Here is a 12,776-nt window from a genome sequence, read left to right as displayed (position 1 = left end):
CAGCCCGGCCAGCCCGCCCCGGTTGTAGCGGATAACCCAGTCCCGCAGCGTCTGCCGGGCCATGCCGACAATGCGGGCCGCCACCTCGCGGCTCAGACCCTCAAGGGCCGCCGCAATCGCCAGCAGGCGTCGCGCCTCCCGCAGATCTCGCTCCGCTTTCGCCAATCGACGCAACTCACCAGGCGGCATGTCTTCGCGGATCATCAGTGCCGGCATGGTCCATCCCCATATGCCATGCCAGCCGATGAATCACGTCCGTCCGCGTCGGATCAAGCCCCAAGAGGCAGACCTTCAGACGCCGGGTATTATGCCCTGTCGGTTAACCCAGCAAGGGCAAGCGTTGTCGTCATTAGGCGACCCAGAGCAGCGGCAGGGTTAGGCACTTGGCTCTCGGTTTATCCCGCCAATCGTGCCCGCCCCGAGAGCAGCCCGGCGACCGCGGTCCGGGCCGTGAAGACACCGCCTGCAATTTTCTCTCCAGAAGCGCCCGACCCACCGGCTGTGGTGATGAACAGCGTGCGCATGTCGGCGCTGCCGAAGGCACAACTTGTGACATTCTTCGTAGAAACCTCGATCCTGCCCAGAGGCCGCCCATCAGCGCCGAAGCGGGAGACGCAGCCGCCACCCCAATGGGCAACCCAAAGACATCCCTCGGCGTCCACCACCATGCCATCGGGATAGCCATCGTCGTCGCCAAAACGAACAAATATGCGCTTCTCGGAAGCTCCGCGACGCAAATGGAAGGAATAGATCATACGGGTCGGGCTGTCGGCACAGTACATGGTGTGGCCGTCCGGAGAGAAAGCCGGGCCATTCGGGACCGTGTAGGGCCCATCGATGCGTGACATCCGCCCGCGACCGTCCAACATGTGAAGGGCGCCTTCAGATGGTTGCTCATCGACGTGCATAGTGCCGAACCAGAAGCGCCCGGAGGAATCCACTTTTCCATCGTTGAGGCGGTGGTGCGAGGAATGACCTTCTGGCGCAGCCAGGAACTCGAGCTGCCCCGTCTCCGGTTCGAAGCAGAAGACCCCAGGCCGTAGCCCAATGACGATCCTAGCGGGATCCTCCGTGAGCGCGAGGCACCCTGGCTCCTGCGGTAGATCCCAAGATCGTCGGTCGCCACCGGCCTCGTCCATCCGGTGCAGGCAGCTGCCTGTTATATCCACCCACCAGAACCGGCCAGCCCGGTCGTCCCAAAGCGCGCCTTCTCCAACCTGGGCACCGGCCGCCCAGACAAGGCGCGCCTGTCCCAAAACCGGACCGATACCGGCCATCTCAGCTCTCTCCTCAACGGCGCAGCGCAGGCAGCACGCGTTCGCCGAAAGCATCAATGAATGCCTGCTGGTTGCGACCGACCTGGTGAAGCTGGATCTCGTCGAAGCCAAGTTCGGCAAGCTCCGCGATCCGGGCTGCGTGCCAGCCGAGGTCAGAGGAAATCCAAACCGACTCCCGCATATCCTCCGGCCGGACAAACCGTGTCGCGGTATCGAAATCCTCGGGCAAGCGCAATTCCCAGTTCACGTCGCCGCCCAGCACATTGGTCCGCCACTGCTCATGCGCCCCGGCCAGCGCTTCCTCCTCAGTCGGCGCCCAGTTCAGCCCGACCTGGACGACCAAACGTTTCCCCTCGCCGCCACCTCGGCGGAAGGCCTGGATCACTTTCCGGCACTGATCGGGGGATGCTGATACCGTCAGGAGCCCGTCCGCCCAGGCGCCCACGGCCTCCGCCGTTGCTTCCGTTACCGCGGCACCAAGCAGCAGCGGTGGCTGAACTGGGCGGCTGTAGAGCTTCGCGTTTACCACGATGACTCGGCCATGATGCGTCACTGTCTCGCCGGCCAACAGGGCGCGAATGATGTCGGCACATTCATGGAGACGAGCATTGCGCTCGGCCTTCTCCGGCCAAGCGAGGCCGGTGATGTCCTCGTTCAAGCGCTGACCGCTGCCGAGAGCCAGCCAAAAGCGGCCGGGGAACATCTCCGCCAACGTCGCCGCGCCCTGGGCAACGATGGCGGGATGGTAGCGGTAGCCTGGCGCCGAAATGACGCCGATCGGCAGCCGGGTTGATGCCAGCGCCGCACCGAGCCAGGACCAAGCATAGCCCGAATGCCCCTGCGCGGTGCCCCACGGGCGGAAATGGTCAGAGGACATGGCACAATCGAAGCCGGCGCCTTCGGCGTGGCCGGCGAGGGCAAACAGTTCGGAGGGCGGGAACTGTTCATGCGAGGCATGGAAGCCGATGCGGGGATAGGAAGCCATGGTCACCTCGTCGCGGTGCGTGCCGCCGAACGGGAACTTGCGGCGCGTGCCCTGGTTGCCGGGTGGCTGGCGATGGAGAAGAATATACGATGGCCGAAGCGCTCCTCTCCAGATTGGACGTAGCCGTGATCAGCATGATGGCCCTGCGCCTCAGAGGCAAGCCTCGGGCGGTTCGGCAGGGCGGCTTGGCGGCGTGCTTGGCGCGAGGCCACAGTTCGCCGCTGGCCCGCGGCTGCACGTGACCATGGCGGCCAAGGGATATGCCTGGTGGCAGAGTGGGGTGATCTACCAGGTCTATCCTCGCTCCTTCCAAGACTCGAACGCTGACGGCGTGGGCGACTTGCTGGGGATTTTGGCGCGGCTCGACCATCTCGTTGCGTTGGGCGTGGACGCGGTCTGGATTTCGCCCATTACTGCTTCGCCGATGGCGGATTTCGGCTATGACGTAGCGGACTACACCGGCATCGATCCAGCCTTCGGGACGCTTGCTAATTTCGACCGCCTCGTTGCGGCGGCACATGTGCGAGGCCTGCGTGTCATCCTCGACTACGTACCGAACCACAGCTCGGACCGCCATCCGTGGTTCCTCGAAAGCCGCGCTTCCCGCAGCAGCGCCCGACGCGACTGGTACATCTGGCGCGATCCCGCGCCGGATGGCGGCCCGCCCAACAACTGGCTGAGCGAATTCGGTGGCCCCGCCTGGACGCTGGATCAGGCAACGGGTCAGTACTGGTACCACGCCTATCTTCCGGAACAACCGGATCTGAACTGGCGCAACCCGCAGGTGCAGGACGCCATGCTCGAGGTGCTGCGGTTCTGGCTGGACCGTGGTGTGGATGGATTTCGCGTCGATGCCATCCATCACCTGTTCGAGGATGAGGGCCTGCGCGACAATCCTCCCAACCCCGATTGGCGGCCAGGCCTATCGCCGGCGCGCCGCGTGATCCGCGCCTATACGATGGACCAAGCGGAGGTGCATGAGGCGATCGCCGCGATGCGCCGCGTGGCCGATGCCTACCCGGGCGAGCGCGTACTGATCGGCGAAGCCTATCTGCCAATCGACCGGCTGATGGCCTATTACGGGGCCGGGCTTACGGGCTTCCATCTTCCCTTCAATTTTCACCTGCTCTCCACGCCTTGGGATGCGCGCGCGATCGCCGCCCTTGTCGAGCGCTACGAGGCGGCGCTGCCGCAAGGCGCCTGGCCGAACTGGGTGCTCGGCAACCACGACCGCTCGCGTCTTGCAAGCCGGCTGGGCCCGGCGCAGGCACGAGTTGCCGCCATGCTGCTACTGACCCTGCGCGGCACGCCGACGATCTACCAGGGCGAGGAGATCGGCATGACCGATGTGCCGATCCCGCCGGACCGTGTGCAGGACCCCTGGGAGCGGCGCGTGCCGGGGCTGGGCGTCGGACGCGACCCGGTAAGAACGCCGATGCAGTGGGATGCCGGAGCGGGTGCCGGCTTTACGGGCGCCGTTGAACCCTGGCTGCCGCTGCCGCGGGACTGGCGCTCGGTGAATGTCGCGGCACAGGAAGGCGACGCGTCGTCAGTGCTGACGCTCTACCGCGCACTTCTCCGGCTGCGCCGTGCCGAACCGGCGCTCTCAGTCGGGGCCTATGCCTCCGTCGCGGTCGATGCGCCTGACGTTCTGGCCTATGAACGTCGAGACGAGGCGACCGGCCGCCGATTGCGCATCGCCTTGAACCTGGGCGACGGCCAGCGGGTGCTGCCGGGTTTCGCACTTGGGGCCAGGATACTGCTGTCCAGCTACCTTGACGACAGGAGCAGCTCGATCCAGGGCGCGATAGCGCTTCGCCCCGCTGAGGGAGTCGTGGTGGAGCTGCCAGTCAAGGCTTGAGCGACGCCTGTGTCGGCGTATAGCGGACAAGCTTGCATGCTGATCAGAAGATCGCATTGCCCACCGCTCTGAGATGAAAGGGTGCTGTGAAAGGGGGAGCCGGCCTGGCCGCCCGTGACGTTGTTCAAAGCCATGCTGATTGCGGTCTGGCATGATGTGTCCCATGTGCGGCCTGCCTAGGCGCTTGGTGATCGCGCGTCGTTTCGGCGCCTCTGCAGCTTCTCGGCCAATGAGCCGACACCCTAGCAGACTGCCTTCGTGCGGGTGCGAGTTCAGTTCGTTGTCCGCGGCCACGGCCGGGCATCGTTAGTTTTTCTGCACCCGGAAGCGCAGCTACGGACTGCGCCGCATACGATGGCTGGGATCGGCCAAAGCTACCCTACAGATTCGCCTCACCGCCACCGTCTAAAACCTTCACTGCTCATCCACTGCTCAACAACCCGGCCGCATGAGGTGAGCAATCTTCCCAAGCAGTCCATCCGGAAGCGCTTTTGATCAACCGATCTCAAGGGTTGCACTCAGCCATAAAGCGCCTCAAGCGCTATCCGCGAACAGCTCTCGCAACCCGTCGCTGCGTTGTCTCGCTGAATACTGCCGATCCAGAAGTATGTGATCCGTGAAAATGTCTGTCTGGCGCAAAGTACGACACCGCACATTGTAAATTCTAATATTGACTCGGGAACATCCCGGAACTGTGCTCTACAAAAAAACTTAAGATGGCCTTGATGGGGCTCTTTTTTACGGAGACCCGAGAGGTCTTCGCAAATGGTCCATCTTTCTCCCCTAACAATCTCGTCTCTTCAGTCTTCCGCCGGCACAAGCTGGCGGGCCAACGCGTTGCCGCGCCTGTCGCTGGCGACACTGCGAGGACTACCGAGTACGGTGCGCCGTCCAGGCTTCGACGTGGCCGCACTCCGCCCGGGAATTCTGCATCTTGGATGCGGGGCGTTCCACCGCGCTCACCAGGCTGTTTTTACCCAGCGGGCAATCGAAGCCAAACCAGCCGCCACACCGCCCGCATGGGGCATTGTTTCCGCAAGCCTGCAGCATTCCACCATGCGAGATGCCCTGCAGCCGCAGGACGGTCTCTACACAGTGCTCGAGCGTGGTCCGCACGGCGCCGGCGCTACTGTGATTGGCACTCTCAGCGATATCGCCTTCGCGCAAGACGACCCATTTGCTCTGTTGGCCCGGTTCACCGATCCGGCGATCCGCCTCGTGACGCTGACCGTGACATCCTCGGGCTACTGCTTGGATTCGGCGACCGAGCGGCTCGCCGCCCATCATCCCGATATTCAAAGGGATCTACATGCATCCTTGCCCACCAGCGCACTCGGTATTCTCGTGGGTGGGCTGGCCAGGGTCCACAAGGCGGGACGACGTCCTCCTGTCGTGATGTCCTGCGACAACCTGCCAAGGAACGGTCGCGTCCTGCGCCAGGCGGCGGTCGATTATGCCGCGCTATTCGATGACGAGCTCGCTGGCTGGATCGCCAGTTCAGTGCAGTTTCCGTGCTCGATGGTGGACCGCATCACGCCGGCGACGACCGAGGCCGACATGACCGATGCCGCGGAGACACTTGGCGTATTCGACGCGGCGCCTGTCTGCACCGAGCCATTCCGCCAGTGGGTCATCGAGGACTTCGCCGGTCCGCGTCCCGCCTGGGAAGTGGCCGGTGCGGAGTTCGTACCAGACGTGACTCCTTGGGAAGCCTCCAAGCTACGGTTGCTCAACGGCACCCATATGGCGATCGCCTATCTCGGGTCGTTGGCGGGGCTGCAAACTGTCGCAGAGTTTTTGGAAGATCCGGTCTTCGCCGCCTACGCTCTGCGCTTCATGTTGACGGAGCAGCGGCCGACGCTGCCGCCGAGCAGGCATGACATCGACGCTTATGCCCATCAGCTGCTGCAGCGCTGGCGCAATCCCGACATTGCACACCAGCTGAGCCGGGTGGGCCGCAATGGTTCGGAGAAGCTACAGCCACGATTGCTCGCTTCGGTGCAGGAGAACCTAGAGGCCGGGCGTTCGGCACCCTGTACGCTTCTCGCCGTTGCAGCCTGGATCTGCTGCGCATCAGAACGCGTTGGCCACGGCCACGCCGCCGAGACCCAGGATCCGCTGATCGAACGCATGCATGCGCTAGGCGCGGCAGCGGGTAACGACGCGGAGCGCCTCACCGCCCTCGCCCTTGAAATGGAGGATGTATTCGGATGCTACTTGCCACGGGTTGAGGCTTTCCGAACCGACCTGACGCAGGCGGTTGGCAATCTGCAGCGCAAAGGACCCCGTGCTGCCATCGCAGCCTTACTAGCCGACTCTAATCAGGATCTCAGGTGAGCGGCCAATGACATTCCAGGATTTAGATACTGCCACAGTTGAAGCGCTGTATGTCGAAGGCGTACTCTTCGACATGGACGGCCTCCTGGTCGACACCGAGAGCCTGGCAATGCAAGGCCTAGAGCAAGCTGCGGCCGAGATGGAGATCACGGCACCGGAGAGCTTCTGCCATGCGATGATCGGGGTCCCTGCCGACCATTGCCTTGTCCTGGTGCAGGATCACTTCGATCCGGGGTTTCCTGCTGAAGAATATCTGGCGGCGGCGAGCCGGCACATGAATGCCTTGATCGAGGCCGGCGCGCTGCGGCTGAAGCCCGGCGTGCGCTGCCTGCTCTCGCATCTCGAAGCGCTGGGGATGCCGAAGGCGGTTGCGACATCATCGAGCCGGGTCAAGGCGGAACGCCATCTCCGTAGCACAGGCATCCTGGACCGGTTCGACGTGGTTGTGACCCGCGATGATGTCGCTCGCGGCAAACCGCATCCGGATCTGTTCATGCACGCAGCCCGGAAGCTCGGCCTGCGAGCAGAACACTGCCTGGCGCTCGAAGACTCGTATAACGGCGTACGTGCAGCCCATGCAGCCGGTGCGACTGTAATCATGGTGCCGGATCTGCTTCCACCGACAAACGAGATGCGGGATAGATGTGCCCTTATCGCCACCGACCTGCATGCGGTGCGCCCGCTCATTCTTCAGTCGTAATCCTGAACATGGATTATGCAGGCCGTGGCCGGAAGGTCGAGGTCGCCTTGCTCAGCGTCCGGTCTGAGTATCGGCGCTGAGTTCGGACAGATCAACGCTGGCTTGGTTGGCCTGACCGGGGTCACGGCGCCTCGCGGGCGGCCGTAGGGCCGGGCTGTTTTACACGCGGGCCGCCACAAGCATTGCCGGCGTTTACGACCTTGCCGAAGGAGTTAAGACCATAGCTAGGAATTTGGTTTTGGCGCGTGTTGGGCGCAACTCGCTGCATCGCAGCTGGGTCGATCCCGGCGAGCCGCGCAACTGGGACCTCTATCTTTGCCCATTTCAAGAGCTCCTTCCGCAGCCTGATGTTGACTGCACCATAGGGGACGTCATCCCTGGTCCCAAATGGACGGGCTTGCGGCAGCTGCTGAACGATTGGGATGGGTGGCGGCACTACGACTTCATTTGGCTGCCGGATGACGACATCCTCGCCAGCCAGGACACGATCAGCGCCATGTTCGATGCGGCACGGGCGTTGCGCTTCCAGCTCTTCGCGCCGGGCCTGGACGAAGCGTCCCACTATGCGCATTACAGCACCATGCGGAACCGAAGCTTCTTTGCTCGGCGTGTCGGCTTCGTAGAGATCATGATGCCTGGCTTCAGTGGCGCGGCGCTGGAGCGACTGCTTCCAACCCTCGACCTGTCAACGACAGGCTGGGGTTGGGGACTCGATTCCGTCTGGCCGAAGCTTCTCGATTATCACGACATCGGTATCATTGACGGCGTTCCAGTTCTTCACACGCGGCCGGTAGGTCAGTTCAGAGACGTAGATCTCGGTCGCCGCGTGAACGAGGATTCAGACCGCATCCTTGCTAGCCAGGAATGCGGACAGCGCATGGCGACCTTTGCCGGTATCGGCCCAGACCTGAAGGAGAAGCAGATCGGTGCCGACGAGTTGCTGGTCGATCTGGTCGAGGGCTGGCGCTACTTGCTCCCACGCGATCCGAAGGTCATGCGCTGGATTGTTGAGCATCAGGTTCCGTCATTTGAGTGGACGCCCTACCGCGTTGGGGGCTCTCCGACGTCTCCCGGCTAGGAAACCTGTGGGCTGCACTGTCTTGCACCTGCTCGGCGTTGTTCAAGTGGTCGTCGACGCACAGCTGTTCCTCAGCCCGCCTTGCACGTCGTCTTGCGACCTCGTGCTGGAGAATGGCGTCCATGATCTCGCTCTGGACGGACCTAGGAGACCTATGCGCAGATAAGGCTTGAGGCGCGCTGCATGGTTGATTGCGACCGCTGAAATCGGCTGATCAACAGCGGTACCGGATGGCCTGCGTGGGGCTGCTGCTCAGCTCATGCCGCTGGGTTGGTGAGCAGTGTAAGTGAGCGGCGGAGATTGTAGGCGATGGCAGTGAGATGGACCTGCAGGGTTGCCTTGGCCAGCCCTCGTCATCGCACGCGGCGCAGTCCGTAGCTGCGCTTCCAGGTGCCGAAGATCTTCTCGATGCGGCAGCGGACACGATGGATGGCGTAGTTCCAGCGGTGGAGCTTGCGCAGCGTGTCATCACCAGGGCGGCCCCACGTGCCGGTCTGCACGATGCGGGGTGTGCCACCGCGGGCGGCGACCGCCGCGCCAAAGATGGGGCCACGGTAGGCGCTGTCGGCGTAGACCTCACCGGGTGCCTCGGGCAAGGCACCGCCGCCGGCTCGGCCGTCGTGCACATTTCCCGGCGTCACGCAGAGCGCCTCGACCAGAGCGGTATCGGTATCGGCGCCGACATGGGCCTTGAAGCTGGGATCGCTTTGCGCCGCTGGTGGCCAGCCCAGCCCGCCTCTGGATCGGCATGGCTGGCCGAGGCGATCACGGTGGCGTCGGCCAGGGTACCGGTCTTGACGGTGATTGCCTTGGCCCGGAGTTGGCCTGTCACCGCCCCGAACAGCATCTGGTCGAGGCCGCGGGCAACGAGTTGAGCCCGCAGCCGTACAAAGGCGGTCCGCTCGGGTGTCGGCTCGTGGGTCGAGAAGCCGCAAAAGCGCCGGAACGAGGCGCGATCATCAAGCGCTTCGGCCAGCCACACGTCGGACAAGTCGTGCCAGACCGCGATCAGCAGGGCCTTGAACAAGGCCAAGGACGGCCAGGCCGGCTCACCCTTCGCAGCACAGGAGATACCTCGCAGGTGGTACTCGACCGGCGTCCAATCGATCAGCTCCAGCAGCTTGTCCAAAGCCGACTGACGTGCAGCACCTGCAGAGCTGAACACCAGCGTGTCCTGGCCAATCCAACGACGCGCCATGCGAGCCTCCGTCGCTGATCACCTACAGCGAATCAGAGCCAAGCCACGACGCCCAGCGCTATCCGCGCACAGGTCTCCTAGCGGCCAAGTATGCACCATCCGCCACGGGGTTCCCGGCCCTCGTAAGCATGAGCCAGGCCCGCCCGGATGAGGGTCGCCGCTACATCCCCTCCGGCTGGCGTCTTCGCCGCCGCCAGCGTACGACCGTAGCGGTTTCGACCATGCCTCTCCAGCTCCAGCCCGGAGGCCACCAGGCCCTGCAGGAGCGCCGTGGCCTGCCGCGCCAAATCGCGCTCCCGCGGGCACTTGCCGCGCATCTCCGGCGCATCGAAGTGCATGAGCCGTACCTTCTCATCGGTGGCCATCACGACGGTGTCGCCGTCAACTACCTGGGCGATGCGCTCGGCCGAAGCGGGCGAGGTCGCCAGCGCCATGCTCAATGCTGCGGCCATCACTCCCCGCATGTCAGCTCTAATCCTCAGCTGAACAGGGTACCTCGGATCGGGGTTCGGTGCCGCGTCCACGGACTGCGTCGCGGTCAAGCGCGCGGGCGGGGGCGCGCGGTGGTCCAGCGTCGCCCGGTGGTGCGGGCGCGCGTCGGTGTTCCGCCGGAAGATGTCGTCGAGCGTGCGCGTCTCGTGGATCGCCGCCCAGCCGATCTTGGAGAAGGTGCCCTCTTTAAAAACCTGCGGCGCGAGGTGGGGATTGGTGAGCGCTTGGGTGAAGGCGTCATAGCCCACCATGCGGAGAAGGAGGGAGCCGAACGACGTGTCTTCCCGGTCCCCCTCGGCAAAGAGCCCGGGGAGGAACTCCACCGCATCGATGTTATTTCGATAAAGCTGGCGGAGCGCGTCGCGCGTCCCCGAGTCCGGCTCGAGCGTGTCAAAGCTATTGAGCTTGTCGAGGCCGAAGTGCGCCCGGTGGTCGTTCATGGGGGCGAGCGCAAAGCGGCGGGAGTGTGCGTGGGCCGCCATCTCCGCGTTCCACAGGAAGCGCGGCACGTCGCGCATCCCGATCTCGCCCGCAGGTAGGATGGAGAGGGCGGTGATCAAGGCCTCCAGCCCCGTCCGCTCCAGTAGCACGTTGTTGAAGCTCAGCGCGTCGAAGGGCGCCTCGCCGCCCGGCAGCCTGACCTCGTCCGGCACCATCGAGTGCCAGCGGTACAGCAGGTTGAACTCCAGCGCGATGCGGTTGGTGCGATACCAGGCGCGCTTGGGGGCGAGTGTGGGGTCGAGCAGGAGTGGGATGGGCGTCTGCGCCAGCTGGACGATGTACTCCTCGACAACGAGCTTGAGGCCGATGGCGATGACGGTGTTGCGCGCCGCCTCGAATATCCGGTCGTCCGACCATCCGGGATTCGTGCGCTCGATGGCGCCCGCAAGGCGGTTGTGCTCGCGTAGGAAGAGGGTGCTGACGGCGGCATAGCCCGCGTTGGTGCTGCCACGCTCGAGCCCGGTCGCGTAGATGCCGGCGCGCCGCTCGGCCTGCTCCGCTGGGTCGACGCCGCCGAGGCCCATGGCGATGACGCTCTCGATGATGGCGGGCGTGCCGTTCGGGCCGGGCCGAGCGTAATCGAGGCCGGCAAAGTCGGGGTGGACTCGCCCATCCGGGCCGAAGAGCAGCGCAGGGTACTCGCCTGTCGGCGTGCGCCGTGAGCGCAGGCGTCCGCCGCGCCCCTCGCGCAGGGCGCGCGCCGTCGCCTCGTCGAGCCCGTAGATCTGGCAGAAGTCGATCTCCTGGCTCGCTGTGTTGCGCCGCAGGTCCGTATGCTCGGTACGGAGGAAGCTGTCGGTGAACCATTGCGCGAAGAAGCAGAGCAGCAGTGAGTTTAGGGGCTCGGCCGCATTCTTTCCCCTTCGGGCCGCATGAAGAGCGCGACCACTTCGCGGAGTGGCGGCAGCGATCGGTCCCCACTCGGGGGCAGGTGGCGGCCAGTGAAGGGGCGGTCGATGAGCGAGAACCATGCCGGCATGGTCTGCGACCGCACCTCCGCCGCGCACTCCGCGATCTTGGCGTCGGTTGTCGGGTCAGGCGCTTCCGGGACGCCGAAGCGCACGAAGCCGCGCGCGGCCCAGGCAGGCGGGTCGGACGCCGCGCCGCCCGGCGGGGTTCAAAGGGAGAAGGCGTGCGGGCGCGGCGGGCAGGCGGAGGAAGTAACGTTAATCACAATCCCTGACAGGGCACGCCGGATGGGAGGTACGCGGCTCAACCCGCGGACGAGCCAGCGTTGCGAGCGCAGAAGGCCGGCAGCAGCGCGGCCGAGGACACCGGGCATGGATTTCGTCCTTCCAATTACGGTCGGACCAAGCTTATCACGCCGCAGCTCTGGTCGGCCGTAATCTAGGTCACCAAGCCGAGCGGCCGCCCGCCGCGCGCCGGCGCGGAGGGCGACGCCGCTGGCTTCGCGCGGGACCCGGCGGCAGCGCGCGTCGTCGCGTGGCACCGCACGTCAGGCTACGAGAACTACCTTGGTCTGAGCTGGCTCGGCGTCGTATTCCAGAACACGGCCTAGCTCTTAAACCCGCCGCAGCGCGTCCGGAGTCCGCTGTGGGGTCGACTGCGGCATTAGCGCGTGCCGGGCAGGAGCGAGCGCCGGTTGGTAGGGTTAACTTGTCCCACGTGGGCCATATTATAACTGACAGTCGACTTCTTTTGCAGCCCTCAAGCTTGAGCGGCCAGCCCAAGTTGGCAGCGACCTGGTCAGCCAATCACCTCCCTCGCCTGCAGGATGGATGTCGTGAACACATGGGCGTAGGACGAAGAGGATGCCGGTCAGGGCCGCGCGGTCGGGCAGACGAGGCCGACCGCCCTTCGGCTTTGGCGGCTCAGGCGGCAGCAGCGGCTCCACCACCGCCCACAGCGCATCAGGGACAAGAGGCCTGCTCATGCCCCCAAAACGCGCCAAACCAGGTTTCGTTAGACGCTCTTATCCTGGCTGCGCGCAGAGGTGCGTCACCTTTACGCCGCCGACGGCGCGGGACGACCTGGCATTGACCCCGAGGTGGCGGTGCGGCTGATGCTCGCAGGCTTCCTGCTCGGCGTCGTGCACGACCGCCGGCTCCTGCGCGAGGCTCAGGTCAACATCGCCATTTGGCCCTGCCCCGCTCTCGCGGACACCCCAGATAGGCTGAAGGGCCTGAGAGGTGTCGATGGCGGAGAGCAACAAACAGCGCCGGTTGTTTCCGGAGGCGTTCAAGCTCGAAGCGGTGGCCGCAATCCGTGGTGGCCGCTCGGTTTCGGCGGTGGCGGCCGAGCTTGGCTTGCCGGACCGGCTGGTGCGGACTTGGCTGCGCTGGGCAGAGGGCCGCACAGCGACAGAGAGCGGCGCGCCGGCGCCGAC

At 64.9% G+C, this 12,776-nt stretch carries 11 protein-coding genes and 2 pseudogenes; 6 read left to right on the top strand and 7 right to left on the bottom strand.

From position 1 onward, the window contains the following. The 3 genes from EP26_RS31425 to EP26_RS31415 form a co-directional block, all read right to left on the bottom strand. The coding region (locus tag EP26_RS31425; RefSeq protein ID WP_043345753.1) for a helix-turn-helix domain-containing protein at nucleotides 1–216 on the bottom strand (216 nt) is incomplete at its 3' end. 179 nt (nucleotides 217–395) lie between these two features. After that, nucleotides 396–1,277 (bottom strand): SMP-30/gluconolactonase/LRE family protein, encoded by an 882-nt coding sequence (locus tag EP26_RS31420; protein ID WP_052389940.1) that lies wholly within the window; start codon nucleotides 1,275–1,277, stop codon nucleotides 396–398. 13 nt (nucleotides 1,278–1,290) lie between these two features. Beyond that, complete coding sequence (locus EP26_RS31415) at nucleotides 1,291–2,262, bottom strand: TIGR03885 family FMN-dependent LLM class oxidoreductase (RefSeq protein ID WP_043345750.1); 972 nt, start codon at nucleotides 2,260–2,262, stop codon at nucleotides 1,291–1,293. Between the two features lie 244 nt (nucleotides 2,263–2,506). On the opposite strand from EP26_RS31415, the gene EP26_RS31410 reads away from it, so the two are divergent. From EP26_RS31410 to EP26_RS31395, 4 genes are all read left to right on the top strand, one after another. Continuing rightward, nucleotides 2,507–4,123 carry an alpha-amylase family glycosyl hydrolase gene (locus EP26_RS31410; protein WP_043345748.1) on the top strand — a complete coding sequence of 539 codons (1,617 nt, stop codon included), beginning with the start codon at nucleotides 2,507–2,509 and terminating at the stop codon, nucleotides 4,121–4,123. A 903-nt stretch (nucleotides 4,124–5,026) separates the two neighbouring features. After that, the gene (locus EP26_RS31405) at nucleotides 5,027–6,460 is read left to right on the top strand and encodes a mannitol dehydrogenase family protein (protein ID WP_169747580.1); all 1,434 of its coding nucleotides are present in this window, start codon (nucleotides 5,027–5,029) and stop codon (nucleotides 6,458–6,460) included. Between the two features lie 7 nt (nucleotides 6,461–6,467). Further along, a complete protein-coding gene (locus tag EP26_RS31400; protein ID WP_052389938.1) occupies nucleotides 6,468–7,160 on the top strand; it encodes an HAD family hydrolase in 693 nt (230 codons plus the stop codon). 238 nt (nucleotides 7,161–7,398) lie between these two features. Continuing rightward, nucleotides 7,399–8,238: a hypothetical protein gene (locus tag EP26_RS31395; RefSeq protein ID WP_052389937.1), complete on the top strand. Its 840-nt coding sequence runs from the start codon at nucleotides 7,399–7,401 to the stop codon at nucleotides 8,236–8,238. Between the two features lie 353 nt (nucleotides 8,239–8,591). Here the strand turns inward: EP26_RS31395 and EP26_RS38020 are convergent, their stop codons facing one another. The 4 genes and pseudogenes from EP26_RS38020 to EP26_RS34530 form a co-directional block, all read right to left on the bottom strand. Further along, the gene (locus EP26_RS38020; RefSeq protein WP_157034034.1) at nucleotides 8,592–8,969 is read right to left on the bottom strand and encodes a transposase; all 378 of its coding nucleotides are present in this window, start codon (nucleotides 8,967–8,969) and stop codon (nucleotides 8,592–8,594) included. Continuing rightward, on the bottom strand, nucleotides 8,876–9,436 hold the full coding sequence (locus EP26_RS38015; RefSeq protein ID WP_157034032.1) for a transposase: 561 nt from the start codon (nucleotides 9,434–9,436) through the stop codon (nucleotides 8,876–8,878). The genes EP26_RS38020 and EP26_RS38015 overlap by 94 nt, the downstream gene beginning before the upstream one ends. 77 nt (nucleotides 9,437–9,513) lie before the next feature. Then, nucleotides 9,514–11,400, bottom strand: coding sequence for a peroxidase family protein (locus EP26_RS31385; RefSeq protein ID WP_043345745.1), 1,887 nt, complete (start codon nucleotides 11,398–11,400; stop codon nucleotides 9,514–9,516). Between the two features lie 785 nt (nucleotides 11,401–12,185). Next, nucleotides 12,186–12,323, bottom strand: a pseudogene (locus EP26_RS34530) (transposase); the annotation flags it as partial. 39 nt (nucleotides 12,324–12,362) lie between these two features. Between EP26_RS34530 and EP26_RS36110 the strand changes: the two are divergent. Together EP26_RS36110 and EP26_RS34525 are read left to right on the top strand one after the other, a co-directional pair. Continuing rightward, nucleotides 12,363–12,527, top strand: a pseudogene (locus tag EP26_RS36110) (transposase); the annotation flags it as partial. Nucleotides 12,528–12,585: 58 nt separating this feature from the next. After that, nucleotides 12,586–12,776: transposase (locus EP26_RS34525; protein ID WP_157034033.1), on the top strand; the 191-nt coding region annotated here is incomplete at its 3' end.

Origin of the sequence: Belnapia moabensis DSM 16746 (assembly GCF_000745835.1) — a bacterium.
GTDB lineage: Bacteria > Pseudomonadota > Alphaproteobacteria > Acetobacterales > Acetobacteraceae > Belnapia > Belnapia moabensis.
Note: the sequence above shows the minus strand (reverse complement) of the source record. Positions and strands in the feature narration are given on the sequence as shown.

Excerpts from the sequence above, each read along its gene's own strand:
- EP26_RS31420 (WP_052389940.1), bottom strand. The coding sequence starts at position 1,277 with ATGGCCGGTATCGGTCCGGTTTTGGGACAGGCGCGCCTTGTCTGGGCG.
- EP26_RS31415 (WP_043345750.1), bottom strand. The coding sequence starts at position 2,262 with ATGGCTTCCTATCCCCGCATCGGCTTCCATGCCTCGCATGAACAGTTC.
- EP26_RS31410 (WP_043345748.1), top strand. The coding sequence starts at position 2,507 with ATGGCGGCCAAGGGATATGCCTGGTGGCAGAGTGGGGTGATCTACCAG.
- EP26_RS31400 (WP_052389938.1), top strand. The coding sequence starts at position 6,468 with ATGACATTCCAGGATTTAGATACTGCCACAGTTGAAGCGCTGTATGTC.
- EP26_RS38015 (WP_157034032.1), bottom strand. The coding sequence starts at position 9,436 with ATGGCGCGTCGTTGGATTGGCCAGGACACGCTGGTGTTCAGCTCTGCA.
- EP26_RS31385 (WP_043345745.1), bottom strand. The coding sequence starts at position 11,400 with ATGGTTCTCGCTCATCGACCGCCCCTTCACTGGCCGCCACCTGCCCCC.